This is a genomic window from Paraburkholderia sp. GW821-FHT02A12, assembly GCF_059422005.1.
Genome location: NZ_JBWKWA010000001.1, coordinates 1,519,570 through 1,542,765, shown reverse-complemented (window position 1 = coordinate 1,542,765; position 23,196 = coordinate 1,519,570). Strand labels below are relative to the sequence as shown.

Here is a 23,196-nt window from a genome sequence, read left to right as displayed (position 1 = left end):
GAGCAATAATGCGCAAGAGACGTTGGGTCGTGATTCCTCTCTGCTTTCTGGCGAATCTGGTGAACTACGTCGACCGCGCGAACCTTGCGGTTGCCGCGCCGCAGATCGAAAGTGCGCTAGGCATAGGCCCGACTGAAATGGGTTTTGTTTTGAGCGGATTCTTCTGGACCTACGCGCTCATGCAGATGCCATTCGGATGGTTCGTCGACCGCGTCGGCGCGCGCGTTGCACTTCCTCTCGCCGTAGGCTGGTGGTCGTTTTTCACCGTGCTTACCGCCGTACCGACCAGCATCGCAGGCATATTCGGCTGCCGACTGATGCTCGGCGTCGGCGAAGCGGGTGCGTATCCGTCTTGTGTGAAGCTCGTATCCCAATGGTTCACCCTCAGCAACGAGCGCTCGCGACCGGCATTTACGACAGCGGCACCCGCGTCGGCTCCGCGCTTTCGATCCCAGTCGTCGCGTTGATCATCAGTTCTTTCGGCTGGAGGGCCGCCTTTATTTTCACCGGAGCCTTGGGCTTCGTCTGGATCGTCGGATGGCTTCTGATTTACCGCGATCCTTCACACGGACATCTCACCGGTGAAGTCGATCCATACCCGCAATCGGAAGCCGCTAATTCGAGGAAAATCACCTGGAGTTCGCTCTTCACATATCGCACGCTATGGGGAATGATGCTCGGCTTCTTCTGCCTGAACTTCGTAATTTATTTTTTCATCACGTGGTTTCCGAGCTATCTGATCCAGACGCACCGGTTCTCGTTGAAGTCTCTCGGCACGCTTGGCATGGTTCCCGCGCTCATCGCGATCCCCGCCGGTTGGCTGGGCGGCTTCGTGTCCGATTCTCTCGTTCGGCTCGGCTGGAGTCTGACGGCCGCGCGCAAATCCTGCATGGTCGGCGGAATGCTGCTCTCGTCGGTCATTACGCTTTCCGCATTTACGACGAACATCTATCTGGTGCTCGCGTTCTTTAGCGTCGCTTATGGCAGCCTCGCGTTTGCTGCCGCCAGCATCTTGTCACTGCCTAACGATGTCGCGCCAACGCCAGATCACGTCGCATCGATCGGTGGAATCCAGAATTTCGCGTCAAATCTCGCGGGCATCGTCATAACGACCTTCACCGGTTGCATGGTCGCCCTGACGAATGGCTCCTTCAAGGTTCCACTTTGTGTCGCCGGCGGCTCCTGCCTGCTAGGTGCACTCAGCTATCTCGTGATCGTCGGCAGGATCGAACCCCTTACTGTTGCTGATGCCTCTGATGTCGCCGTAGAACTTGGCGTCGGCTCAAGAATATGAAAGTCGCCTTCACCGCCGCAAGTGATCAAGGAACGTCTTCGTCTCCCAGTCGAAGTTTATCGAGAAGATTGCTGGCAACTCGAGCGTCCTCACTCTCCTCAGCTGGAAACGCCGACAAAATAGGTGCCAGGAGGAGCGCATCCTGAACGCGACCCTGCGTTTGCAATAGATTTGCAAGACTGAACGCGGCCCGGAGTTCGAACAGTTTTGCGCCCTGGTTGCGGGCCAGGACCATCGCAGCAATCAGAGTCGACTCAGCCTCAACCGCCCAATCCTGTCCGTTTTGCCACTGACGCAGAATGTCCCCTTTTATCCGTAACAGCTCGGGGTAATACCAGCGCTCGCCAGTTCGCTCACAGTGACTCAACGCGGGTTTCAACCAGGCCAGCGCCTCCTGGTTCCTGCCCGCCTTCTGGAGGACAGTTGCTGTCAGACCGTGGAGCAAGGTGTAGTGCGCCAGATAGTTAAGAGCGCACATCGCGGCGATTGACTCGGTGAAGCGGGTATACAGTCGTTCGTCATATTCGTAGGCCCACGCCACTAAAGCAGAGAAGCATTCGCTGCATGTTCGCCAAATTTCGAATCCGAATCTTGTCGACAACTCGTGAAGGTTCTCGAGCGCGGGGCGGGCCGCCTCCATATCACCTGTCAGGAGCGAAATCGGTACGACTGCCTCGACCAGCACGTAGCTGGTCACCATGGCTTGGCCGTAACTATGGGCCTCCTCCAATGTGGCGCTGGCCAAATGACGCGCCTCATTGGTTTGCCCCTGTACAAGTCGGAGCCGCGCCAAGGTAGCCTTCGCAACGATACAGTGATTGACACCAAGGCCGATGGCATCGCGTCGATGTATGTTGTGCACATAACGATCAAGCATTTTCTCAAGTAACTCGTCAGCTCGGGCGTGATTGCCGCAGTAGTGTTCCGCAATGGCGATAATGCGCAGCGAAAGGATCTGATGCGGCTCGCTTGCGGCGCGGTCCGCAACTTCTGCGAACCGCCTGGCATGGCAGAGTGCATCGCGGGATCTGCCGCCATATTGACAGGCGTTCCACAATCCCCACATTGCGCGCGCCTCAAACCATGATTCCCCGGCTGTTACTGCCAACTCGAGCACCTTCGTCCATTCTTGCCTTACCTGCGGACCCGGGCCGCCGGTATAGACCATGCCTGACGCGTGAGCGCAAAGCAGGCGCAGCTGACTTCCGTCCTCTGCGAGAGGGTCGCCATTCTCTGGGATGGAGCTGATGGCTTGTCGCGCGCGGTCACTACATTCCTGTACTAGTGAAAGGTCAAATAGCCGCGGAACAAGAAGGACCGCGAGCTCGCGCGCAAGCCTTGTATTGGCTGGCTTCGAGAACGCCCAATCCAGAGCTGCGCGGGTGTTCTCAAGCCGTCGATGAATCTCGACGAGCGATTGATCGACCGGGGTTATAGCCCAGTTGTCGCGGATGTGCCGAAACTCCGCGCACAGGTGAATTACGCGCCTGAGTTCGGTTGCATCCTGTTCACCGCTGTCTTTGAGTTTCTGGAATGCGTACCCTCTCGTTGTCTCAAGCAGCCTATATATGCCAGGTCGTCGCGCGATATCAGCCACTATGAGCGATTTAGTCGTCAGTGCCCATATCGCATCCGTTATCTGGTGCGCCAGCAGATCATCGCGTGACGCAACAGCGCTAGCATCTTCGAGGGTGAAATGACCGCGAAGTACGCTGAGTCTGTTGAGTACTTTCTGCTCGATTGATGGCAGAAGTTTATAGCTCCAATCGAAAGTTGCTTTCAATGTCTGGTGGCGCGGCAGTGCATTTCGATGGCCGCCTCCCAGCGTTTGAATCCTGTCGTCGATATCTTTAGCAAGTACCTCTACACCAAGGTATGCGGCACGGGCCGCGGCGAGTTCAATAGCGAGCGGAATTCCATCTAGCCGTTTGCACACAAAGCCCGTGAGTGCGAGGCTCCGCACGTCCGAAGGGAATCGCGCGTCCATGGCTCTCGCGCGAGCAAGGAATAACTGGACGGCGCTATGTTGTAGTACCGATGTACCAGACTCTTCCGTGCTGGGTACGTCGAGAGGTTCGACATGGAAAAGGAATTCATCCTGGATGCGCAGCGACTCCCGACTCGTCGCCAGCACCTTGCAATTCGGACTTGCGAGCGCTAGGAGGCATACAAATTCGGCTACAGCGCTAACCAGATGCTCACAGTTGTCAAGGATGAGAAGTGTTTGCTTGCCGCCAATCAGATTGATCACGGCTTGGGCGGCCCGCGCGTCACTCGACATAGTAAAGCCCATGGCGCTGGCAATTGCTGCCGGAACGCTTTCCGCGTCGCTCTGCTTTGTCAGTTCGACCAGCCAGACTCCTCCAGAGTAATCTTCGACGCTTCGTCTGCCTACCTCGAGGCCAAGGGTCGTCTTTCCGATTCCGCCGGCCCCTATCAAGGTAACAATATTGCGCGCCGTGAGCATCCCTAGAATCTCTTCGACGGATGTTTCGCGTCCAAAAAGCCTGGGCGAATAGCTGGGCAGGTTGGTAGCGGGCGCAAGCTGGTTCCCATGAACCTGGACGGGCGGCGCGACTTCTGTGGATTCTCTGGTCGTCAGCAGCCGATAGCCGCGCCCAGGGATGCTAAGCAGGAGATTGCGATGTTTGCCCAGCAGTTTTCGGAGAGTTGAGATGTGAACGTGGAGATTGTTCTCTTCCACGATGGTTTCTGGCCATACTTTCGCCATCAACTCGGACTTCGACACCAAGGCGCCGTCTGCCTCAATTAGCAGTAGCAGAACGTCCCAGGCCCGCGTCCCTATAGGCACAATTTCGCCTTCGACGCAGACTTGCCTTCTGTCCCGGAATATCTCCAGGTTGCCAATGCGAATTGTCACGCGATGTTCCCTGTGCTGAGCCCACTCCCAGATGCGCGACACGCACGCCGTCGTCACGATAGCGTGACAATCGTACGGTAGCACCTAGCACGCGGTGTCTACGAGGTTCAGGCTTTGAACAGAGGCGGTAGGTTGCGAGTAAGTAACTGGTACTATGAATGACGATGTGCCGAGGCGGAATGCAGTTAGTTGAAAGCCATATTCATCGAGGTGTGTGCCCATGCAGGAGGATAGCCTGTCCAGCTTCTCCCTTTCCGTCAGTAAATCCTGATTCCGCTGTAGGGAATCATCGTCCGTAAAGCGTCACTTTCGATTTCATCCCGACCAGCGCGACGTGCTCGCCCCCCTTTGCCGGCATCAAGGTGCTCGCCCGCACGCGGGTTGTGTCGCTCGATACGGCGCGCAGTTTCACCGAGGACGAGTGGCTGCTCGCGCACGCGATCAGCCAGCGAAACAGTGCACTGGGCACCGACAGAGCATAGGCGGCCGAGCGCGCCAACAAGGCGCCTGTGGACGGACGCCAGTCCGGCGCGATGCGCGACCTCGGGGGCCCGGCCCAGCGCTTGCGGGGCAATGCAGACGGTCGAGCCACGGAGCGTGGCGCAATAACAAATGCGTTGAACGGCTAAGGTGACCGAGAACCGCAACGAGCAGCTTGTCACCGTCAGGACGGCGCACGGCGTTGACGTATTCACTGTCGGTCGCGAAGTCGCGCTCGAAGTCGGTCTGCTGGAACGCCCGCCCGCGACACCGAAGCAGTGACAACGCCAATCCCGAAAAAGCGCGCGGATAACCCGCAAGTTCGGCAGTCGGCGCTATCGTCCAATGCGTAACAGCGCACAGAAAATCGTTGGCAAATGCGTATTGTCGATCCACGGCATGGGGGAGTCTTTGCCGTGGCCTGAACCGGTCGCGCTACTGCTCACGTAGATTGCAGCGCGCAATTGGACAGGCGACCAATAATCACACGCCCGCTTTGACCGGCACGACAAAAATGAAACGGGGTCCAAATCATGAAACATGAAACCCTGAAGGGCATCGCGCAGTTGCAGTCACGGCAGCGTCAGCGGCTGGCTGAAGACGCCACGCGCACCCTGCGTGACAGGAACCTGACGCTCTCACAGCGCGAGCTGCTGGGTCGCATGCGCCTCGCGCTGATCGACATCGACGTAGGGACGGTGTTCGGGCAGGATCAGGAGAACTACGTGTCGCGTTACGTGTACGACGCGGTTCAACAGGTGCTTAACGATATCCGGTTCGTGCTACTCGAATACGGCTTTCCGCCGGAAGCTACAGTGACCGACTGGCTGCGCGAGCGGCTTGAGGCAACCAAATGAAAACTCATCAATGAGCGGCTCGTCGCAGTGGAGAACCGTGCGCTGGATACGCTCACGCCAGTCTTCACCGAAGCGAGCCACGGCGAGAGCATTGCGTGACGAATCGTTGCGCCAGATGTGCGCCGCATCCAGGCGCGCGCGATCCGGCGCTGTGGCGAACTGCTGAAGACTCACAAGCGGCCGTTCGTCCAATCCTTGTACGAGCCACTCGAACGTCGGCTCCTGCCCAGGTAGCTGACCATCACATATCGAACAAGGTGTCCCATCATCTTTCAGCCTTTCCAGACGGTCGCGGGTCGCGAGCCGAGGCGGACCGGCACGGCAATCTACACGTCCGCTTCCGAAAACGCGGATGGATCACCCGCGGCCCGAACCGCACGGTTGGTACGCGTTGGACGCAGTTTTGAAAGCGCCTTCAGCTCGTAGCCGGCGTGACACCCGCTCAACCTCCGTCAGCCCGGTCCCACGGAGGCAGTCCACCGAACGCATCGACCAGGAAATCGATCACCGCGCGTATCTTGGCGCTCAGGTGCCGACGACTCGGGTACAACGCGAGTACGTCGATGTCAGGCAAGCGATACTCAGGCAATACCTGAACGAGCTTGCCGACGCGTAGGTCGTTGCCGACCAGAAACGTGGGTTGCCAGATCACGCCTTGCCCAGCGAGTGCGGCTGCGCGCGCCGTATCGCCATTGTTTGTATGCATGTGACAGTTGACCTTCACGGTGTGAGCCTTGCTCTCGCTGTCGATCAGTTGCCACTCGTCGCCGGTGGCCGCATACGAGTAGCCGATGCATCGATGCTCGATCAGGTCGGCTGGTGTAGCGGGGTGTCCGCAACGCGCCAGATAGGCTGGCGACGCACACAGGATGTTTCTCGATGTCGCCAGCTTGCGGGCTGCCTGGTTAGTTGAGCCGGCGCGTGAGATGCGAATGGCGAGGTCATAGCCTTCATCGACAATATCGACGACGCGGTCAATTAGCGCAACGTCGAGTTCCACTTCGGGATATTTCCGCATGAACTCGGGCCATAGCGGCGCCAGGTACAGAATCCCAAAGCTCACAGGCGCATTGATGCGCAGACGGCCGCGCGGTTCGACCGACGCAGATGACACGAGCCCCTCAGTCTCGGCGACGTCGTCGAGGATAGATTTGCAGCGGGCGTAAAAGGTCTCGCCGCCCTCGGTGAGAGAAAGCCTGCGTGAGGTGCGATTCAGCAGGCGCGTGCCGAGATGCGCTTCCAACTCATTCACGTAGCGGGTCACGTTGGCAGGCGACGTCTCGAGCACATCGGCTGCGCGCGTGAAGCTGCCGCGGCTCACCACGGTCACGAAGACTTCAAAAGCGCGCAGCCGATCCATGTAGTTCCTCGATCGTTCACAAATGCTGAATGATATACCCTTGTTTTGTGCCTTTCTGCATTTGTGGCTGAAGCCTATATTGCTTCTCACGGACCAAGGCATTGGGCCTTGGCCAACAAACTGCAGCAGGAGATTGAACATGCAACGCTTGACAGGAAAAGTCGCCATCGTGACCGGCGCCAGCGCGGGAATTGGCCGTGCCACCGCAAAACTATTCGCCGCGGAAGGCGCAAAAGTGGTGATCGCGGCGCGCCGCGAAGCTGAACTTGAAACGCTCGCTGCCGAGATCGTGAGCGCAGGCGGTGAGGCCGCGTTTCTGGCGGGCGACGTGCAGTCAGAGGACTTCGCGAAAGCGCTGGTCGCGCTCGCAGTCAGCCGCTTCGGCCGTCTTGACATCGCCTATAACAACGCCGGCACCCTGGGCGAAATGGGCCCGACCACGGGCGTGTCGGAGGCTGGCTGGTCGGCCGCATTGGCGACCAATCTGACGAGCGCCTTTTTGGGTGCGAAGCATCAAATCCCCGAAATGCTGAAGCAAGGCGGTGGATCAATCATCTTCACGTCGACGTTCGTCGGTTATTCATTCGCTTTCCCGGGCACCGCGGCATACGCTGCGAGCAAGGCCGGGTTGATTGGACTGACGCAGGCGCTTGCTGCCGAGTACGGGCCGCAAGGGGTGCGCGTCAACGCCATTCTGCCCGGCGCGGTGGACACGCCAATGTACCGGGACATGAATGACACGGCCGAGTCGCAGGCCTTCGTGACTGGGTTGCATGCGCTCAAGCGGGTCGCACGGCCGGAAGAACTCGCCCGCTCGGTGCTATATCTCGCGTCCGATGATTCGTCCTTTGTGACCGGTACCGCTTCGCTAGTCGATGGCGGCGCATCGATTACGCGTACCTGAATCCCTTGCCGGCATCAGACGTTCAAGACGCTTCGTTTGAAACGATCGTCAACGTGAGCTGGCTGCGCTTCGTCGGCGTCAACGCCAACGTCTTGAGCCGGATATGGCGTTAGCGACCGCTAGTATTCCGGAAGCTGCCGCTGAGGTGGCGGCGGCGCCAATGACGGCAACGGGTCGGCATGAGACCTTCGCGACTGGTATCGCGTACATCAACGACAACTTCCAGCTATGGGAAAGGTCAGTGACATGCCGCCCCACGTATCGACGGCGTTGAACCAGACAAGGCGGGTCGCCGGGAGCGATGCCTCAGAGACGGGCCAGAACGGCCCAAGGCAGGACGGCGCGTGGGTTCCGTTCGCCCCCCCCAGGCAGGGTCTGCGGTACCCCTGCGGAAGTGTTGTAGCGCGCTCAGGCTTTGGCGGGTTGTTTGGTGGGTAGAAATGAACACGGGCCCCGAAGGGCCCGTGTGTACTACCTCTGTGGCGGAGACGGAGGGATTCGAACCCTCGATCCAGGTTTTGGCCCAGATGCTCCCTTAGCAGGGGAGTGCCTTCGACCTCTCGGCCACGTCTCCCAAACTTTCGGTCGCGCAGGGAGTCAGCGCGACGAAGCCAAGATAATAGCGGGCCGAACCGCAGAGGTCAACGTCTACCGAACACTTTTTGTGCCAGGGTTTGTCATCGCCACGCAATTTTTTCGTATTGGCTGCGCGTTAACCACGCATGAGCCACGCATGAGCGCGCACGTGTGCGCACACGTGAGCGGATGAGGCGCTCTTGTCCGCCTCATCCTTTACGCAAATTACGCCTGATCCAGTTCGAACGCCTTATGCAGCGCGCGCACGGCGAGCTCCATGTACTTCTCGTCGATCAGCACCGAAATCTTGATTTCGGAGGTCGAGATCATCTGGATGTTGATACCCTCTTCCGACAGCGTGCGGAACATCGTACTCGCGATACCGACGTGCGAACGCATGCCGACGCCGACCACCGACACCTTCGACACCTTCGGATCGCCCAGCACCTGCTCGGCCTGCACGTGACCCTTCACCTGGTTCGTGAGGATTTCCATGGCGCGCTGATAGTCGCCGCGGCCGACCGTGAACGTGAAGGCGGTTTTGCCCTCGACGCTCTGGTTCTGGATGATCATGTCGACGTCGATATTCGCGTCCGCCACCGGGCCGAGAATCTGATACGCGATGCCCGGCTTGTCGGGCACACCCATCACGGCGATGCGAGCTTCGTCGCGCTGGAACGCGATGCCCGAGATGACTGCTTTTTCCATGGTCTCGTCTTCTTCAAAAGTAATCAGGGTGCCCGACTTCATTTCAGCTTCGAGCGGGATGAGCGGATCGGTCAGGCTCGACAGCACGCGCGTCTTCACCTGATATTTGCCGGCGAATTCCACCGAGCGGATCTGCAGCACCTTCGACCCCAGGCTTGCCATTTCCAGCATTTCTTCAAACGTCACACGATCGAGCCGGCGCGCTTCTTCCACCACGCGCGGGTCGGTCGTGTAGACGCCGTCGACGTCCGTGTAGATCAGGCACTCGTCGGCTTTCAGCGCAGCCGCGACCGCGACCGCCGACGTATCCGAACCGCCGCGGCCGAGCGTGGTGATGTGGCCGTCGGGGTCGATACCCTGGAAGCCCGTGATCACCACCACTTTGCCCGCGTCGAGATCGCGCACCACGCGCTCGCCGTCGATTTCGTTGATACGCGCTTTCGTGAACGCGCTGTCGGTCTTGACCGGCACTTGCCAGCCGGCATAGCTGACCGCTTCGACGCCGGCTTCCTGCAGCGCGATCGCCAGCAGCCCCGAGCTGACCTGCTCGCCGGTGGCGGCGATCATGTCGAGTTCGCGCGGGCTCGGCTGAGTCGTGATTTCTTTCGCAAGGCCGAGCAAGCGGTTGGTTTCGCCGGACATCGCCGACGGCACGACGACCATCTTGTGGCCGGCCTTGTGCCATTTCGCGACGCGCTTGGCGACGTTCTTGATGCGCTCGACCGAGCCCATCGAGGTGCCGCCGTATTTATGTACGATGAGTGCCATTGTCGTTCTGAACTGGAGGAGAAACCGCGCTGGCGCGCTGGAGACGACCGCACAAAAGCACAACAGCGCAACGTTTCTGGAACGACGGCAAGGTGTGTGGCGGCGAGATGCAGCGCGCGTGCAGCACGCGCGGATTTGCCCGTGAATGATCGCTAATGGCTTACCGGAAACTACGGAACACAATCGGCAGCACGTCAAAAAGCGACGGCAAAAGCGGGTCGGGCAAACAAGCTAACGTACCCGATCAAGCGCAAAAAGACAAGCCAAAATGGCCGGAATAAGGGCTGAAAAGGCTTATCCACTATGGTTTTGCGCCCTATTTGGGGCATTTCCGAGATATGTGACGCGAACGTCCGACCGGTCGGTCAGGCGATCAGCAGATCGTCGCACCAGACGATCTTGATGCGTGGTTCGGCCGGGTCCGCCTGTTCGTGCAGCGCGGCGCGGTTCACGCCGAGCAAGGGCACGAACAGCAGTTCGTCGCCGACATAAAGCAGCGGCACATCGCGCTTCCATGCAGGAACACCGCGCTCCTGGAAGAGGTTCTTCAGCGTACGGCTCGGGCTCTTTTGCGCGGCGCTCGCGCGCATGCGTTCGCCGCCGCTGCGCGAACGCGCGCTTAGCAATGCGCGGCGCAGAACGCTGACGGGAACGGCGTCGGGGTCGTCAAAGGCGGCATCGGCTTCGACATCGATTTCGGCGAACACGAAGGTGCCGCGCCATTGCGGCAAACGCCAGACCGATTCGCCCTGCCATGCGAGTTCGCTGACGCCGCGCGTGGTGAGCGCGGTTTCGTCGGCAGGTTCGCTGCTTTCGCCGGCTTCCCAGTAGATCTGGCCGCGATAGCTGCGCAGCGCCTGCCCTGCATGATCGACACGCAGACTATGGCCCTCGCCTGCTTCGCCGACTTCGCGCAACTGGCGCAACGCATCGGTCAGACGCGCGGTGGATGCGGCGACCAGACCCAGCGTGCGCAACCAGTAGCGCAGCAGGTTGAGCGCGCGGGCGTCGTCGAGAGCGAGCAGCGCGTCATGCGACAGCGCGCGGCCTTCGTCGCGGGCCGCGGTGTTCATGTCGATGCGCGCAAGCTCATCGAGCAGATGCTGTGCGGCCGCCGCATGCGCCGCCGTGCGCGCGAGCGCGTCGCGAAAACCTGGAAAGTGGACCGCCAGCGCAGGCGTCACGTCGTGGCGCAGCGCATTGCGCGCGTAACGCGTATCCGCGTTCGATTCGTCGTCGATCCAGCGCAGATCGCGCGCGAGTGCATATTGCTCGAGTTGTGCACGCAGCAGATGAAGCAAGGGCCGCACACGCACCGCGGACGCGCCCGCCGGCAAGTACTCGGGCGCCATCGCCGCAAGCCCCGCCAGCCCGGCGCCGCGCAGCAGTTGCAACAGCACCGTCTCCGCCTGGTCGTCCGCGTGTTGCGCGAGCCAGAGCGTGTGAATGCCGCGCGTCGCGCACAGGGCGTCCAGTGCGCGATAACGCGCGTCGCGTGCCGCCGCTTCGACGCTCATGCCCGCGTCGCGCGACACCTCGACACGCTGCGCCGCGAATTCGACGCCACGCTCCTGCGCAAACGCCTCGCAGTGCGCGAGCCATTGATCGGCGTGGGCGCTCAGCCCGTGATGCACATGCAGTGCCACGCAACGCGACGCCCCAGCGACCCGCACCGCCGCATCGAGCAATACGCTCGAATCGACACCGCCGCTGAACGCGATCGCAATGCGTGCATCCGCAGGCCACGCGGACAGCGTCACGCCGACTGCCTCGAGAACAAGGCGGTCGGCGGGAGATTCGGCAGTGGGATTCACGTCGTTAGCGCCTTGAGCGCCGGATGACGAAAGAAAACACGCGCGGGCTTACACACCCGGCGTAGTTTCCTTGAACTTGCCGTACGACATCAACCGTTCGAAACGGCGTTGACGCAGGTCGTTGATGCTCATGCCCTGGAACTGACGCAGCGAATCGGCGAGCGCACGGCGCAGCATCGCGGCCATGCCCTTCGGATCGCGATGCGCGCCGCCGAGCGGCTCGTTGACGATCTTGTCGATCAGGCCGAGCGCCTTCAGACGATGTGCGGTCAAACCCAGCGCTTCCGCGGCTTCCGGCGCTTTCGCGGCGCTCTTCCACAGAATCGATGCGCAGCCTTCCGGTGAAATCACCGAATAGGTCGAGAATTGCAGCATCAGCACGCTATCGCCGACGGCGATCGCCAGCGCGCCGCCCGAGCCGCCTTCGCCGATGATCGTGGCGATCAGCGGCGTCTTCAGTTCGGCCATCACATACAGATTGCGGCCGATCGCTTCGGACTGGCCGCGCTCTTCCGCGCCGATGCCCGGGTAGGCGCCCGGCGTATCGATGAACGTGAAGATCGGCAGGCCGAATTTTTCGGCCAGACGCATCAGCCGTTCAGCCTTGCGATAGCCTTCCGGGCGCGGCATGCCGAAGTTGCGCAGCGCGCGCTCCTTCGTGTCGCGGCCTTTCTGATGACCGATCACCATGCAGGCCTGACCGTTGAAACGCGCGAGGCCGCCGACGATCGACAGGTCGTCCGCATAATTGCGGTCGCCATGCAGTTCGTGGAAATCGGTGAACAGCTCGCTCACGTAATCGAACGTGTACGGACGCTGCGGATGACGGGCGATTTGCGAAACCTGCCACGGCGTGAGGTTCGCATAGAGATCTTTGGTGAGCTGTTGACTCTTCTTGGACAGCCGCTCGATTTCTTCCGAAATATCGACGGCCGAATCGTCCTGCACGAAGCGCAATTCTTCGATCTTCGCTTCGAGTTCAGCGATCGGCTGTTCGAAATCCAGAAAGGTGGTCTTCATTGGTTGTAATCCTTGGACTTACCGGCAGCGCGTATTCTAACCGCGCTCGCCGATGTCAAAACCATCTCTCAACTATCAAACCTTAAAAATTGATAGTTTTTGAAACAACATTGCTTCTTGTTCTTCTCAAGAAAACGCCGGGCCGCCCCAAGTTTTCCGCCCCGCAGGAAGTCCCCTTGAGGGATGGCCCCTCGGGGACCTGGTGCAAAGCGCCAGGTTTGGGGGCACTTAGTAGTCGACCGGCAACGGATCGAGACTACGCCACATATACCAGGTGGCGACGGTGCGCCACGGCTCCCAGTTCGCCGCCACTTCACGCGCTTCGCTGCGCGTGACGGGCTCACCGCTAAAGTAGTTGACGCTGATCGCGCGGATCAGGCCCAGGTCGTCGAGCGGCAGAACGTCCGGACGCGACAGATTGAAGATCAGGAACATCTCCGCGGTCCAGCGGCCGATGCCGCGAATCTGCGTGAGCTCGGCGATCACCGCCTCGTCTTCCATCGAAGTCCATTTGCCGACGTGCAGCGCACCCGAGACGAAATGCTGCGCGAGATCGAGCACGTATTCGGCCTTGCGTTTGGACAGTCCGCACGCGGTCAGCTTGTCCTGACCGAGCTTGATGAACTGTTGCGGCACGAGCTTCGGACACGCGCTCTCCACTTTGGCCCAGACCGCTTGCGCGGACGCCACCGAAATCTGCTGCCCCACCACCGACCGCGCGAGCGTGACGAACGGATCGCCGCGACTCAGCAGATGCACCGGGCCGAACTTCGGAATCAGCTTCTTCAGAATGCGGTCGCGCTTGACAAGGTCGGCACACGCCTTGTCCCAATACGCCGGACGCGTGACTTCAGGCGTGAGGCCGCCGATCTGCACCGGCACCGCGACTTCGCTGGCGCTCGCGGCTTCCCCGCCCGCGGTTACCGGCGTGCGCGTCTTGCGCACGACTTCACCCTCGCGGGCGTCGCGCGCGAGTTCCTGCACGTCGCCGGCGAGTTCAGCCGGCAATGCGCCATTGCCTTTGGCGCGGGACGCCTTCGCGCGTTTCGAAGCAGGCGCGTGCGCCGACGCGCCATTGAGCGCGCGTTTGACCATGGCTTTTTTCACCGCAGTCACACCGGTCTTTGCCGCCGCCCCGGCGGCTTTCGACGATGCTTTCTTTACCGCGCCGCTGCCCGCGCGAGTCGACTTCCTGGTCGATTTTGCTGCCGCTGCTGCATTTGTTTGAGACGCGGCTCGTTTAGCCGGCGTCTTCGTGGCCGTTGCCATCCTGCCTCCTGCCTGGCGAGTCGATCAAAGGGAAGTACGAGGTGCGCTCACACGCGCCGCCACTCGGTCAACCCGCCGGGTTTGTCTTCAAGTGCAACGCCGGCCTCGAGCAATTCAGCTCGAATCCGGTCCGCTGCCGCATAATCTTTCGCCTGCTTGGCGGCCACACGCGCGGCGATCTTCGCTTCGATCGCGGCGGCATCGAGTGCGCCCTCGGCAGCGCTGCCCGCTGCCTGCTGCAGGTACGCACGCGGATCACGGCCGAGCAGTCCGATCACCTGCGCGAGCGAGCGCAATTGACGGGCCAGCGCGGGGTCGCGCGTGCGGTTGACTTCAGTTGCCAGCTCGAACAACACCGATACCGCCACCGGCGTGTTGAAGTCGTCGTTCATTGCTGCCCGGAAACGCTGCGCGTGCGCTTCGTTCCAGTCGAGTTCCGCGCTGTCCGGCGTGACGTCCTTCAGCGCAGTGTACAAACGCGCAAGGGCGTTGCGGGCGTCGTCGATATGCACGTCGCTGTAATTTAACGGCGAACGGTAATGAGCACGCGCGATAAAAAAGCGCACGACCTCGGCATCGTACTGCGCCAATACTTCACGGATCGTAAAGAAATTATTCAACGACTTCGACATCTTCTCGTTGTCGATCTGCACGTAGCCGTTGTGCATCCAGTAATTCACGAACGGCCGACCGGTGGCGCCTTCGCTTTGCGCGATTTCGTTTTCGTGGTGCGGAAACTGCAGGTCCTGACCGCCGCCATGAATGTCGAACTGATCGCCGAGCAATGTGCAGCCCATTGCCGAGCATTCGATATGCCAGCCAGGGCGCCCGCGGCCATACTTCGAATCCCAGCCGGTATCGGCCGGTTCGTCCGGCTTCGCCTGTTTCCAAAGGACAAAGTCGAGCGGGTCCTGCTTCGCGTCGTTCGCCGCGACGCGTTCGCCCGCGCGCAGATCTTCGAGCGACTTGCCCGACAGCTTGCCGTAGCCGGCGAACTTGCGCACCGCGTAGTTCACGTCGCCGTCGCTCGCCTGGTACGCGTAGCCGTTCGTTTCGAGCTTCTCGATCATGCCGAGCATCTGCGCAATGAAATCGGTGGCGCGCGGCTCGATATCGGGCCGCTCGATGCCGAGCGCATCCGCGTCTTCATGCAACGCCGCGATGAAGCGATTGGTCAGCGATTTGATCGTCTCGCCGTTCTCCACCGCGCGCCGGATGATCTTGTCGTCGATGTCGGTGATGTTGCGCACATAGGTCACCTCGTAACCGAGCGTGCGCAGCCACCGCTGCACGATATCGAACACGACCATTACCCGCGCGTGACCGACGTGACAATAGTCGTACACGGTCATCCCGCAGACGTACATCCGCACAACGCCCTCTTGCAGCGGCACGAAAGTTTGCTTGTCACGCGCGAGCGTGTTGTAGATGCGCAGTGATTCCATAGAGAACGGTGCGTGGGCCGAAAGAAATCCGCAATGTGTTTCGTGCTGTTTCGTGACTGCCGCGCCCCCGCAAGCAGACTGGCGGGAACGTCATATACAGCAACAAGCAGCAACAAACCGGTGCACCTGGTGCGGCGGTCAGGCTGCGATCAAGGCGGAGACGACCACGAGTGGCGAAAAGACAGTCGGCGGCTCGACGGAACGCGCAGACCTTTTGTTAGAATGGCTCGGAGTATAACATCCAGACCTGAGCCTATGAAACCTTCCAGCGGCCGCGCGCGCAGCGCTGCGACCCTCGCCGCAACGGCCTTGAGGAGTGTCTCCCTCGGCGCCACTCTCGGCCTCGCCCTTACGGTCTTGCCGGTCACTGCCGCGTACGCGCAGAAAGCTGCCACGCTGCCGACAGGCCCCGCCGTGCGCGACAACACGCCGGAGATCGACGCATCGATCGCGCAGAAGAACTGGGAAGCCTCGTTGACGCAACTCGACGCGCGCATCGCGTCGAATCCGCGCGACGCGCAGGCCAAATTCAAGCGCGGCACGGTGCTGGCCCACCTGAATCGCGACGACGACGCGATCGCCGCGCTCACCGAGCTGACGCAGCTGTATCCGGAACTGCCCGAGCCGTACAACAATCTCGCCGCGCTCTATGCGAAACACGGCCGCTATGCCGAAGCCCGCGCCGCGCTCGAAACGGCGACCAAGGTGAATCCGGGCTACGGTCTCGCGTACGAGAATCTGGGCGACCTGTATCTGCGCATGGCCGACGCCGCGTACCGCCGCGCGCAAGGCCTCGGCAAGGCGAGCGCCACGACCTCGCAACGCCTCGCCGAGATCCAGAAGATCGTCTCGCCGCCCAAAACGAAAACGCCGCCGGCGAAGAAAGCCGCCGTCACGCCCGACGAGGAATACACCAGACGCGCCACGTCGAATATGACGGAGACGCCAAGCTTCCAGTTCGGCGGCGCGAACGGCTCGCTCGCCATGCCGCCCTACATGGCGCCGTCGAACTAGCCCCGCCACCGTTTTCGCCAATACGTTTTTTCCAACCCTGAGGATCTTCATGAAATGGTTGATGTTGGCGCTCGGCAGCGCCGCCCTGATCGCAAACGCACCCGCATTTGCCCAGTCCGGCTCGCAAGCCGCGCATCCGTCTGTGCTCTTCAAGACATCGGAAGGCGACATCCGCGTCGAGTTGTATCCTGAGAAGGCGCCCAAGACTGTCGCCAACTTCCTCGACTACGTGAAATCCGGCCAGTACAGCGGCACGATCTTTCATCGCGTGATTCGCGGCTTCATGATTCAGGGCGGCGGCTATACGCAGAGCTTCGCCGAGAAGCCGACGCGCGCGCCGATTCCGCTCGAAAGCCGTAACGGTCTGAAGAACACCGCCGGCACGCTCGCCATGGCGCGCACCAGCGATCCGAATTCGGCCACCGCGCAATTCTTCATCAACACGGTGGACAACGCCGGTCTCGACTATCCGAATCCGGACGGCAACGGCTACGCGGTGTTCGGCAAGGTCACGGGCGGCATGGACGTCGTGAAGAAGATCGAGGGCACGCCCACCACCACGCGCGGGCCGATGAGCGACGTGCCGCAAAAGGCGGTCGTGATCGAGTCGGCAACGGTTATCGGCAAGTAAGCGCACAACAACAGGCAAGCGCCAGATCTACGCTCCGGCGCGGCCCGCCGTCATTTCATGTGACGGCGCGCCGCGCCTTTTATCCACCCCGTTCATTCATCAAAGGTTTCCATCATGGTTGAACTGCATACGAACCACGGCGTCATCAAACTCGAACTGGACGCTGAAAAGGCGCCGAAGTCGGTCGAGAACTTCATCAACTACGTGAAGGCCGGTCACTACGACAACACGGTATTCCATCGCGTGATCGACGGTTTCATGATCCAGGGCGGCGGCTTCGAACCCGGCATGAAGCAGAAGCCGACGGCCGAGCCGATCACCAACGAAGCGAACAACGGTCTGAAGAACGTGACCGGCTCGATCGCGATGGCTCGCACGAACGACCCGCACTCGGCAACCGCGCAATTCTTCATCAACGTGAACGACAACGACTTCCTGAACCACTCGTCGCCGACGCCGCAGGGCTGGGGCTACGCCGTGTTCGGCAAGGTGGTCGAAGGTCTCGACATCGTCGAAAAGATCAAGAAAGTGAAGACGGGCTCGAAGGGCTTCCATCAGGACGTGCCGGTCGACGACGTCGTGATCGAGAAAGCAGTGATCGTCGACTAAGGTCGGCTCGTTTGAACCGAAGTTTGAACTGATTTCAGGCACCTTCAATGCTGCAAGAAACGCCGCTGCGAAGCGTCGCCGCGGGCGTGCCTGGCGAGGGCAAACGCCCGCACGCCGCACGCCCGTTTTTTTTCCTCTCCGATATTCACCTGAGCGAGGCGATCCCGCGCACGGTCGCCGCGTTCGAACACTTTGTCCGCGTCACCGCCGAGCAGGCGGATTCGGTTTTCATTCTCGGCGATCTGTTCGAATACTGGATCGGCGACGACATGCTCGTCGAACCGTTCGCGGCGCGCATGGCGGCGTTGCTGCACACGCTGTCCGAGCGCGGCATTGCGCTTTACATCATGCACGGCAATCGCGATTTTCTGCTGGGCAAGCGTTTCATGAAAGCGGCCGGCGCAATCTGGCTACCCGATCCGTTCGTGATCACCGCATTCGGCACGCGCATTGCGCTCGCGCACGGCGACGGGCTGTGCACAGCCGATCATGGCTATCAGCTGTTTCGGTGCTTTGCGCGCAGCGGTTTCGCGCAGATGCTGTTTCTCGCGTGGCCGTTTCGCTGGCGCCAGGCGCTCGCGGAACGCATGCGCTCGAAGAGCGAAGAAGGCCGCTCGCGCCCGGTTTCGTCCAAGTACGACGTAACGGCGAAAGGCGTGGCGGCGCTATTCAAGTCGACGAAAACGGCCACGATCATTCATGGGCACACGCATCGGCCGGCGCGGCATCGCGAACCGGGCGGCACGCGCTGGGTCCTGCCCGATTGGGATCTCGACCACGGCGTGCGCCGGGGCGGTTATCTGCGGATCGACGCGGACGGAATCCGGGCATGGCCGCTCGATTGAAACGAGCTTGAAGCAAGCCCATCAGGGCAAGCGCGTTAGCGCTCCGCCACCGTCCCTTCCACTTTTCCTGCAATCGCGGCCGACAGACGCCGCAGATCGAGCAGCGCCGCATCGGCGCCTTGCAGTCCTTCCAGGCTGGTCCCCAGCCGCTCCAGCGCGACGACGATTTCATCGATACGCTGAGCCTGCGTGGCCGCGTGATCGATTAGCCCGTGAATCGCCAGCGACACCGGATCGTCCGCGTTCGGCGTGATGCCGTACGCACAAAACGCGCTGCGTTCCGTGGCGGCTTTCGACTCGCGCGCCGCGCCGATCGCGGACGCGCCCGCCTCGGCCAAAGCCGTGGCAGCGCCCGCCGGGACGATGATCCGCGCCGGATTGCCCACCGCCGTGCCGCGTGCCGGCACCGGCTTGGTGACCACCGCGTTCGAGCCGATCTTCGCGTCCGCGCCAATCGTAAAGCCGCCGAGCACCTTCGCCCCCGCGCCGACGATCACGCCGCGCTCGAGCGTCGGATGACGCTTGGCGCCACGCGTAAGCGAGGTGCCGCCGAGCGTCACACCCTGATAGATCGTGCAGTCGTCGCCGATTTGTGCGGTTTCGCCGATCACTACACCCATGCCATGATCGATGAACACGCGGCGGCCTACCGTCGCGCCCGGATGAATCTCGATGCCGGTCATGAAGCGCGCCATCTGCGAGATGAAACGCGCGAGCCAGCGGCGCTTTGCGCTCCAGCAAGCATGTGCGAGCCGGTGCAGCACGAGTGCGTGCAGCCCCGGATAACACGTGAGGACTTCCCAGGCGCTGCGGGCGGCGGGATCGCGCTCGCGGATCGTGGCGATGTCTTCGCGAAGTCTCGTGAACATGGCAGGGACGTGGTTGTGGGGAAAAAACCGTCGACGCGGAAAAACCACGCGACGGATGCCTGCCGCATAGCAGACCGGCAGCTTTGCTTAGAACGTTTCGAGCGATTGTAGGTCGATTGCGCCGAACTTGCCGGAAGCCCACGCTGCCGGCAGGGGCGCAAGGCCGTCGCGGGGCCGTCGGCCAGACCGCTCTTTGCTGCATCGAGATTGCCGCCCGCAGCCTGGCTTGCGGCCCGGCGGCCCGGTTAAGAGTCGTCGTCACCGGGGCGTTTGGTCTTCAGCAGAATGTGCTTGGCGATGCCGCGCACGATGTTCACTTCCTCGCGCTCCAGCCCGGAACGCGCGAATAGCCGCCGCAGGCGCGACATCAGCTTCTTCGGATTGGCGGGATCGAGAAAATCGAGCGCGACCAGCGCACTTTCCAGATGCGCGTACATGCTTTCGATTTCGTCGCTCGCTGCCCGAGCACCGACCGGCTCGCTCTGCCCCGCGGGCGCCTGAACCGCCGAGGGCACGGCGTCGTCCGCGGCCAGGTACGCCGTGCGCAACTCATACGACAGTACCTGCACGGCCTGCGCCAGATTGAGCGAACTGTAGGCCGGATTGGCCGGAATGTGCGCGAGCGCGCTGCAGCGCTCGACGTCCTCGTTCGACAAACCGGTGCGCTCGTTACCGAACACCAGTGCGATCTCGCCGTGCACCGCGTGCTCGCGCGCAACGCTTGCGGCCGCACGCGGCGTCAGTTGCGGCGGCCCGTATTCGCGCAGCCGCGCGGTCAGCGCGATCGACCAATGCACGCCGTTCAACGCATCGGCCAGCGTCGGCACGACGTGCGCGGACGCCAGCACGTCGTCGGCGCCGCTCGCCATGGCGACGGCTTCAGGATCGCTCTGCACGTGCGGCACGCGCGGCGACACCAGCACGAGGCGCGAAAAGCCCATGGTTTTCAGCGCGCGCGCCGCCGCCCCCACATTGCCGGGATGACTCGGTTCGACGAGTACGAAACGGGTCGACGTGAAACCGCCGCGCAGGTCCATGACGGCAGGATCGGAAGAATGGTGGGTGTGGTCCACGATGGAATTCGGCAAGCTGAAAGAACGCGTATGGTAGCGCCAACCGGGGCCGGCTCCGAATTGTCCACGCCAGGCGCACGAACGCGGCCATCAATGTGCCGATACGGCGGCCAATATCGCGTGCGCTGCCGGAGCGTCCCGGACTCAGGTAAAATACTAAAATTCGCGCCGTCTTCGTACGAGCGCCTCGTTCTTATTCAATTTGTCTCCGTCGGCGGAATGCGCACCGGGTCCTGTATCGGACGTGCGTTCCGTGTTGTTTCCGCGTTTAGTTTGCGCGTCGTTTGCGCTTAATTACAGCTCATTCATCGCTCATTCATCGCTCATTTACCGGTAAGCAGCCGTGCTGCCCCGGCACAAGGATCCAGGCTCATGCATCCCATGCTCAATATCGCCGTGAAGGCCGCGCGCCGCGCAGCACAGATCATCAACCGCGCGTCGCTCGACCTCGATCTGCTCCAGGTCAGCAAGAAACAGCACAACGATTTCGTCACGGAGGTCGACAAAGCGTCTGAAGCGGCGATCATCGATACGCTGAAGACCGCCTACCCCGATCACGCAATTCTCGCCGAAGAATCCGGTCTGTCGGATAACGAATCCGAATTTCAGTGGATCATCGATCCGCTCGACGGCACCACCAACTTCATCCACGGTTTCCAGTATTACTGCGTGTCGATCGCGCTCGCGCACAAGGGCGTCGTGTCGCAGGCCGTGGTCTACGATCCGACCCGCAACGACCTGTTCACCGCCTCGCGCGGCCGCGGCGCGTACCTGAACGATCGCCGCATTCGCGTGGCCAAGCGCGACCGTCTGGCCGACGGCCTGATCGGCACGGGCTTCCCGTTCCGCGAAAAAGACGGCATCGAAGCCTACGCCCGCCAGTTCGCCGAAATGACCGCGGCTTGTGCCGGCCTGCGCCGTCCGGGCGCCGCCGCGCTGGATCTCGCGAACGTCGCCGCGGGCCGCATGGACGGCTTCTTCGAGCAGGGTCTGAGTCCGTGGGACGTCGCCGCGGGCAGCCTGCTGATCACGGAAGCCGGCGGTCTGGTGGGCAACTACACGGGCGACTCGGACTTCCTGCACGTGGGCGAAATCGTCGCTGGCAATCCGAAGGTGTATGCGCAAATGATCCCTATCCTGTCGCGCTTCAGCCGTACCCGCCAGCAACCGGCCTAAGGCCGTTTTGTCCGGCGGATTGCGCGCCGGCTCCAGGCAGCACGACAAAGCGGCTTCGGCCGCTTTGTCGTTGGCGCGCCTGCATGCGGTGGGCGTTCGTGCTACAAAGCAGGAAGCCGCGCCGGCGCGCCTCGAAACGTCAGGTGCGTTGTGCGCGTTTTTTGCAGCGCCCCGCTTCGCGCGAGAGTGCCGCGCAGCTTCCAATCCGCTTCATGAAAAAAGGCTTCTACACAATCATCGCGGCGCAGTTCATTTCGTCGCTCGCGGACAATGCACTGTTGATCGCCGCCATCGCGTTGCTGTCGGTGATCCGCTCGGCCGCCTGGGTCACGCCCCTCCTGCAGATTTTCTTCACCGTCTCATACGTCTTGCTCGCGCCGTTCGTGGGCGCGTTCGCCGATGCGATGCAAAAGCGGCACGTGATGTTCGTCTCGAACGCGCTGAAGGCGAGCGGCTGCCTGATGATGATCGCCGGCGTTCATCCGATGATCGCGTACGGCGTGGTCGGCTTCGGCGCGGCTGCCTATTCGCCGGCCAAGTACGGCATTCTCACGGAACTGCTGCCCGCCGAAACACTCGTCAAGGCGAACGCCTGGCTCGAATCGGCCACGGTGCTCTCGACCATCGTCGGCACAATGGTCGGCGGCGCGCTGATCAGCACCTTCGCGGAGAAATTCGTCGCGCATGCGCATCCGCCATTGATCCGCTCCGCCGCCGATCTGGCGATGTTCGCGGTGATGGTGACCTACGCGATCGCCGCCGCGATCAACATCTTCATTCCCGATACCGGCGCACGTTATCCGAACCGTCTGACGGAGCCGAAGAAGCTGGTCGGCGACTTCGTGAACTGCTTCAACGTGTTGTGGGCCGACAAGCTCGCGCAGATCGCGCTGTGGGTGACGACGCTGATGTGGGGCGGCGCGGTCACGCTGCAATTGCTGGTGCTCAAATGGGCCAACGTGAACCTCGGGCTGTCGCTGTCCAAAGCGGCGGTGATGCAAGGCGTCACGGGTCTCGGCATTGCAGTCGGCGCGGCCGCCGCGGCTGCGTGGATACCCTTGCGCCGCTCGCTGCGTGTGCTGCCGGTCGGCATCCTCACCGGCGCGGTCGCGATCGCCGTGGCGTTCTACAACAAGGACCTGTTTCCCGCGGGCGCCGGCATCCGCATCGGCTCGTACGTCGCGCCGTTCTATATCTTGCTCGCCTATCCGCTGATGATCCTGCTCGGCGCGCTATCCGGCTTTTTTATCGTGCCGATGAACGCGATTCTCCAGCACCGCGGCGCGACGCTGCTCTCCGCAGGGCATTCGATCGCGGTGCAGAATTTCAACCAGAATCTGGCCGTGCTGCTGATGCTCGGCGCCTACGCGCTGCTGTTGACGGCGAAGATGCCGGCGCAATGGATCATCGTCGTGTTCGGCAGCTTCGTGACGTTCATGATGTGGCTCGCGAAACGGCGCAGCGCGGTGAATGAGCGCACGGTGGACATGCGGGCGCTGGTCGAAGAGTGACGGCGCGAAATTTCGCGTGACGGCGCGCGCTTTGGGATACGGATTGGCCGTTCGGCCAGGGTCCGTTCACCGCGCCGGCAGGTTAAACTCAC

The 23,196-nt window shown here is 61.7% G+C and carries 20 protein-coding genes, 1 tRNA gene and 1 pseudogene; 11 read left to right on the top strand and 11 right to left on the bottom strand.

All coding sequences use genetic code 11. The annotated features are described in order from the left end of the window. Positions 1–8 precede the first annotated feature (8 nt). Positions 9–1,294 (top strand): annotated as a pseudogene (locus AC07WT_RS06855) (MFS transporter). A 25-nt stretch (positions 1,295–1,319) separates the two neighbouring features. Here the strand turns inward: AC07WT_RS06855 and AC07WT_RS06850 are convergent. Together AC07WT_RS06850 and AC07WT_RS06845 are read right to left on the bottom strand one after the other, a co-directional pair. Then, entirely contained in the window at positions 1,320–4,175 is a 2,856-nt protein-coding gene (locus tag AC07WT_RS06850) for an ATP-binding protein (RefSeq protein WP_494946502.1), read from the bottom strand. A 286-nt stretch (positions 4,176–4,461) separates the two neighbouring features. Further along, on the bottom strand, positions 4,462–4,674 hold the full coding sequence (locus AC07WT_RS06845; RefSeq protein WP_492579861.1) for a hypothetical protein: 213 nt from the start codon (positions 4,672–4,674) through the stop codon (positions 4,462–4,464). Positions 4,675–4,805: 131 nt separating this feature from the next. On the opposite strand from AC07WT_RS06845, the gene AC07WT_RS06840 reads away from it, so the two are divergent. Together AC07WT_RS06840 and AC07WT_RS06835 are read left to right on the top strand one after the other, a co-directional pair. Continuing rightward, entirely contained in the window at positions 4,806–4,937 is a 132-nt protein-coding gene (locus tag AC07WT_RS06840) for a hypothetical protein (RefSeq protein ID WP_492577363.1), read from the top strand. 251 nt (positions 4,938–5,188) lie between these two features. Next, on the top strand, positions 5,189–5,512 hold the full coding sequence (locus AC07WT_RS06835) for a hypothetical protein (protein ID WP_492577362.1): 324 nt from the start codon (positions 5,189–5,191) through the stop codon (positions 5,510–5,512). A 442-nt stretch (positions 5,513–5,954) separates the two neighbouring features. Here AC07WT_RS06835 and AC07WT_RS06830 read toward each other — a convergent pair whose 3' ends face one another. Next, positions 5,955–6,872 carry a LysR family transcriptional regulator gene (locus AC07WT_RS06830; protein WP_494946501.1) on the bottom strand — a complete coding sequence of 306 codons (918 nt, stop codon included), beginning with the start codon at positions 6,870–6,872 and terminating at the stop codon, positions 5,955–5,957. 139 nt (positions 6,873–7,011) lie between these two features. Here AC07WT_RS06830 and AC07WT_RS06825 point away from each other — a divergent pair, with 139 nt between their 5' ends. Next, entirely contained in the window at positions 7,012–7,776 is a 765-nt protein-coding gene (locus AC07WT_RS06825; RefSeq protein WP_494946500.1) for an SDR family oxidoreductase, read from the top strand. A 480-nt stretch (positions 7,777–8,256) separates the two neighbouring features. Here AC07WT_RS06825 and AC07WT_RS06820 read toward each other — a convergent pair. The 5 genes from AC07WT_RS06820 to AC07WT_RS06800 form a co-directional block, all read right to left on the bottom strand. After that, positions 8,257–8,350, bottom strand: a tRNA-Ser gene (locus AC07WT_RS06820). A 227-nt stretch (positions 8,351–8,577) separates the two neighbouring features. Then, complete coding sequence (locus AC07WT_RS06815; RefSeq protein WP_492592951.1) at positions 8,578–9,828, bottom strand: aspartate kinase; 1,251 nt, start codon at positions 9,826–9,828, stop codon at positions 8,578–8,580. Between the two features lie 365 nt (positions 9,829–10,193). Continuing rightward, positions 10,194–11,642 (bottom strand): tRNA lysidine(34) synthetase TilS, encoded by a 1,449-nt coding sequence (tilS, locus tag AC07WT_RS06810; protein ID WP_494946499.1) that lies wholly within the window; start codon positions 11,640–11,642, stop codon positions 10,194–10,196. Positions 11,643–11,690: 48 nt separating this feature from the next. Beyond that, complete coding sequence (locus AC07WT_RS06805; RefSeq protein ID WP_172315619.1) at positions 11,691–12,662, bottom strand: acetyl-CoA carboxylase carboxyltransferase subunit alpha; 972 nt, start codon at positions 12,660–12,662, stop codon at positions 11,691–11,693. Between the two features lie 228 nt (positions 12,663–12,890). Then, positions 12,891–13,769, bottom strand: a complete 879-nt coding sequence (locus AC07WT_RS06800; RefSeq protein ID WP_494946498.1) for a DNA-3-methyladenine glycosylase family protein — start codon at positions 13,767–13,769, stop codon at positions 12,891–12,893. Between AC07WT_RS06800 and AC07WT_RS06795 the strand changes: the two genes are divergently transcribed. Then, the gene (locus tag AC07WT_RS06795) at positions 13,756–13,890 is read left to right on the top strand and encodes a hypothetical protein (RefSeq protein ID WP_494946497.1); all 135 of its coding nucleotides are present in this window, start codon (positions 13,756–13,758) and stop codon (positions 13,888–13,890) included. The genes AC07WT_RS06800 and AC07WT_RS06795 overlap by 14 nt on opposite strands. Positions 13,891–13,978: 88 nt before the next feature. Here AC07WT_RS06795 and cysS read toward each other — a convergent pair whose 3' ends face one another. After that, entirely contained in the window at positions 13,979–15,376 is a 1,398-nt protein-coding gene (gene cysS, locus AC07WT_RS06790; protein WP_494946496.1) for a cysteine--tRNA ligase, read from the bottom strand. A 255-nt stretch (positions 15,377–15,631) separates the two neighbouring features. On the opposite strand from cysS, the gene AC07WT_RS06785 reads away from it, so the two are divergent. From AC07WT_RS06785 to AC07WT_RS06770, 4 genes are all read left to right on the top strand, one after another. Continuing rightward, on the top strand, positions 15,632–16,390 hold the full coding sequence (locus AC07WT_RS06785) for a tetratricopeptide repeat protein (protein WP_494946495.1): 759 nt from the start codon (positions 15,632–15,634) through the stop codon (positions 16,388–16,390). A 49-nt stretch (positions 16,391–16,439) separates the two neighbouring features. Next, a complete protein-coding gene (locus AC07WT_RS06780) occupies positions 16,440–17,021 on the top strand; it encodes a peptidylprolyl isomerase (protein WP_494946494.1) in 582 nt (193 codons plus the stop codon). Positions 17,022–17,135: 114 nt separating this feature from the next. Then, on the top strand, positions 17,136–17,630 hold the full coding sequence (locus AC07WT_RS06775; RefSeq protein WP_494946493.1) for a peptidylprolyl isomerase: 495 nt from the start codon (positions 17,136–17,138) through the stop codon (positions 17,628–17,630). 47 nt (positions 17,631–17,677) lie between these two features. Next, positions 17,678–18,475, top strand: coding sequence for a UDP-2,3-diacylglucosamine diphosphatase (locus AC07WT_RS06770; protein ID WP_494946492.1), 798 nt, complete (start codon positions 17,678–17,680; stop codon positions 18,473–18,475). A gap of 35 nt (positions 18,476–18,510) precedes the next feature. Here the strand turns inward: AC07WT_RS06770 and cysE are convergent, their stop codons facing one another. After that, positions 18,511–19,344, bottom strand: a complete 834-nt coding sequence (gene cysE / locus AC07WT_RS06765) for a serine O-acetyltransferase (protein ID WP_492592942.1) — start codon at positions 19,342–19,344, stop codon at positions 18,511–18,513. A gap of 245 nt (positions 19,345–19,589) precedes the next feature. Beyond that, entirely contained in the window at positions 19,590–20,417 is an 828-nt protein-coding gene (locus AC07WT_RS06760) for an RNA methyltransferase (protein WP_492592941.1), read from the bottom strand. 372 nt (positions 20,418–20,789) lie between these two features. Here AC07WT_RS06760 and AC07WT_RS06755 point away from each other — a divergent pair, with 372 nt between their 5' ends. Further along, positions 20,790–21,593, top strand: a complete 804-nt coding sequence (locus tag AC07WT_RS06755) for an inositol monophosphatase family protein (protein WP_492592940.1) — start codon at positions 20,790–20,792, stop codon at positions 21,591–21,593. 83 nt (positions 21,594–21,676) lie between these two features. Further along, complete coding sequence (lplT, locus tag AC07WT_RS06750) at positions 21,677–23,104, top strand: lysophospholipid transporter LplT (RefSeq protein ID WP_494946491.1); 1,428 nt, start codon at positions 21,677–21,679, stop codon at positions 23,102–23,104. Positions 23,105–23,196 lie beyond the last annotated feature (92 nt).

Bases quoted from the DNA above. Each gene is read 5' to 3' on its own strand.
- AC07WT_RS06835 (WP_492577362.1), top strand. From the start codon at position 5,189: ATGAAACATGAAACCCTGAAGGGCATCGCGCAGTTGCAGTCACGGCAG.
- AC07WT_RS06830 (WP_494946501.1), bottom strand. From the start codon at position 6,872: ATGGATCGGCTGCGCGCTTTTGAAGTCTTCGTGACCGTGGTGAGCCGC.
- AC07WT_RS06825 (WP_494946500.1), top strand. From the start codon at position 7,012: ATGCAACGCTTGACAGGAAAAGTCGCCATCGTGACCGGCGCCAGCGCG.
- AC07WT_RS06815 (WP_492592951.1), bottom strand. From the start codon at position 9,828: ATGGCACTCATCGTACATAAATACGGCGGCACCTCGATGGGCTCGGTC.
- AC07WT_RS06805 (WP_172315619.1), bottom strand. From the start codon at position 12,662: ATGAAGACCACCTTTCTGGATTTCGAACAGCCGATCGCTGAACTCGAA.
- AC07WT_RS06795 (WP_494946497.1), top strand. From the start codon at position 13,756: ATGGCTTTTTTCACCGCAGTCACACCGGTCTTTGCCGCCGCCCCGGCG.
- cysS (WP_494946496.1), bottom strand. From the start codon at position 15,376: ATGGAATCACTGCGCATCTACAACACGCTCGCGCGTGACAAGCAAACT.
- AC07WT_RS06785 (WP_494946495.1), top strand. From the start codon at position 15,632: ATGAAACCTTCCAGCGGCCGCGCGCGCAGCGCTGCGACCCTCGCCGCA.
- AC07WT_RS06780 (WP_494946494.1), top strand. From the start codon at position 16,440: ATGAAATGGTTGATGTTGGCGCTCGGCAGCGCCGCCCTGATCGCAAAC.
- AC07WT_RS06775 (WP_494946493.1), top strand. From the start codon at position 17,136: ATGGTTGAACTGCATACGAACCACGGCGTCATCAAACTCGAACTGGAC.
- AC07WT_RS06770 (WP_494946492.1), top strand. From the start codon at position 17,678: ATGCTGCAAGAAACGCCGCTGCGAAGCGTCGCCGCGGGCGTGCCTGGC.
- cysE (WP_492592942.1), bottom strand. From the start codon at position 19,344: ATGTTCACGAGACTTCGCGAAGACATCGCCACGATCCGCGAGCGCGAT.
- AC07WT_RS06755 (WP_492592940.1), top strand. From the start codon at position 20,790: ATGCATCCCATGCTCAATATCGCCGTGAAGGCCGCGCGCCGCGCAGCA.
- lplT (WP_494946491.1), top strand. From the start codon at position 21,677: ATGCGGTGGGCGTTCGTGCTACAAAGCAGGAAGCCGCGCCGGCGCGCC.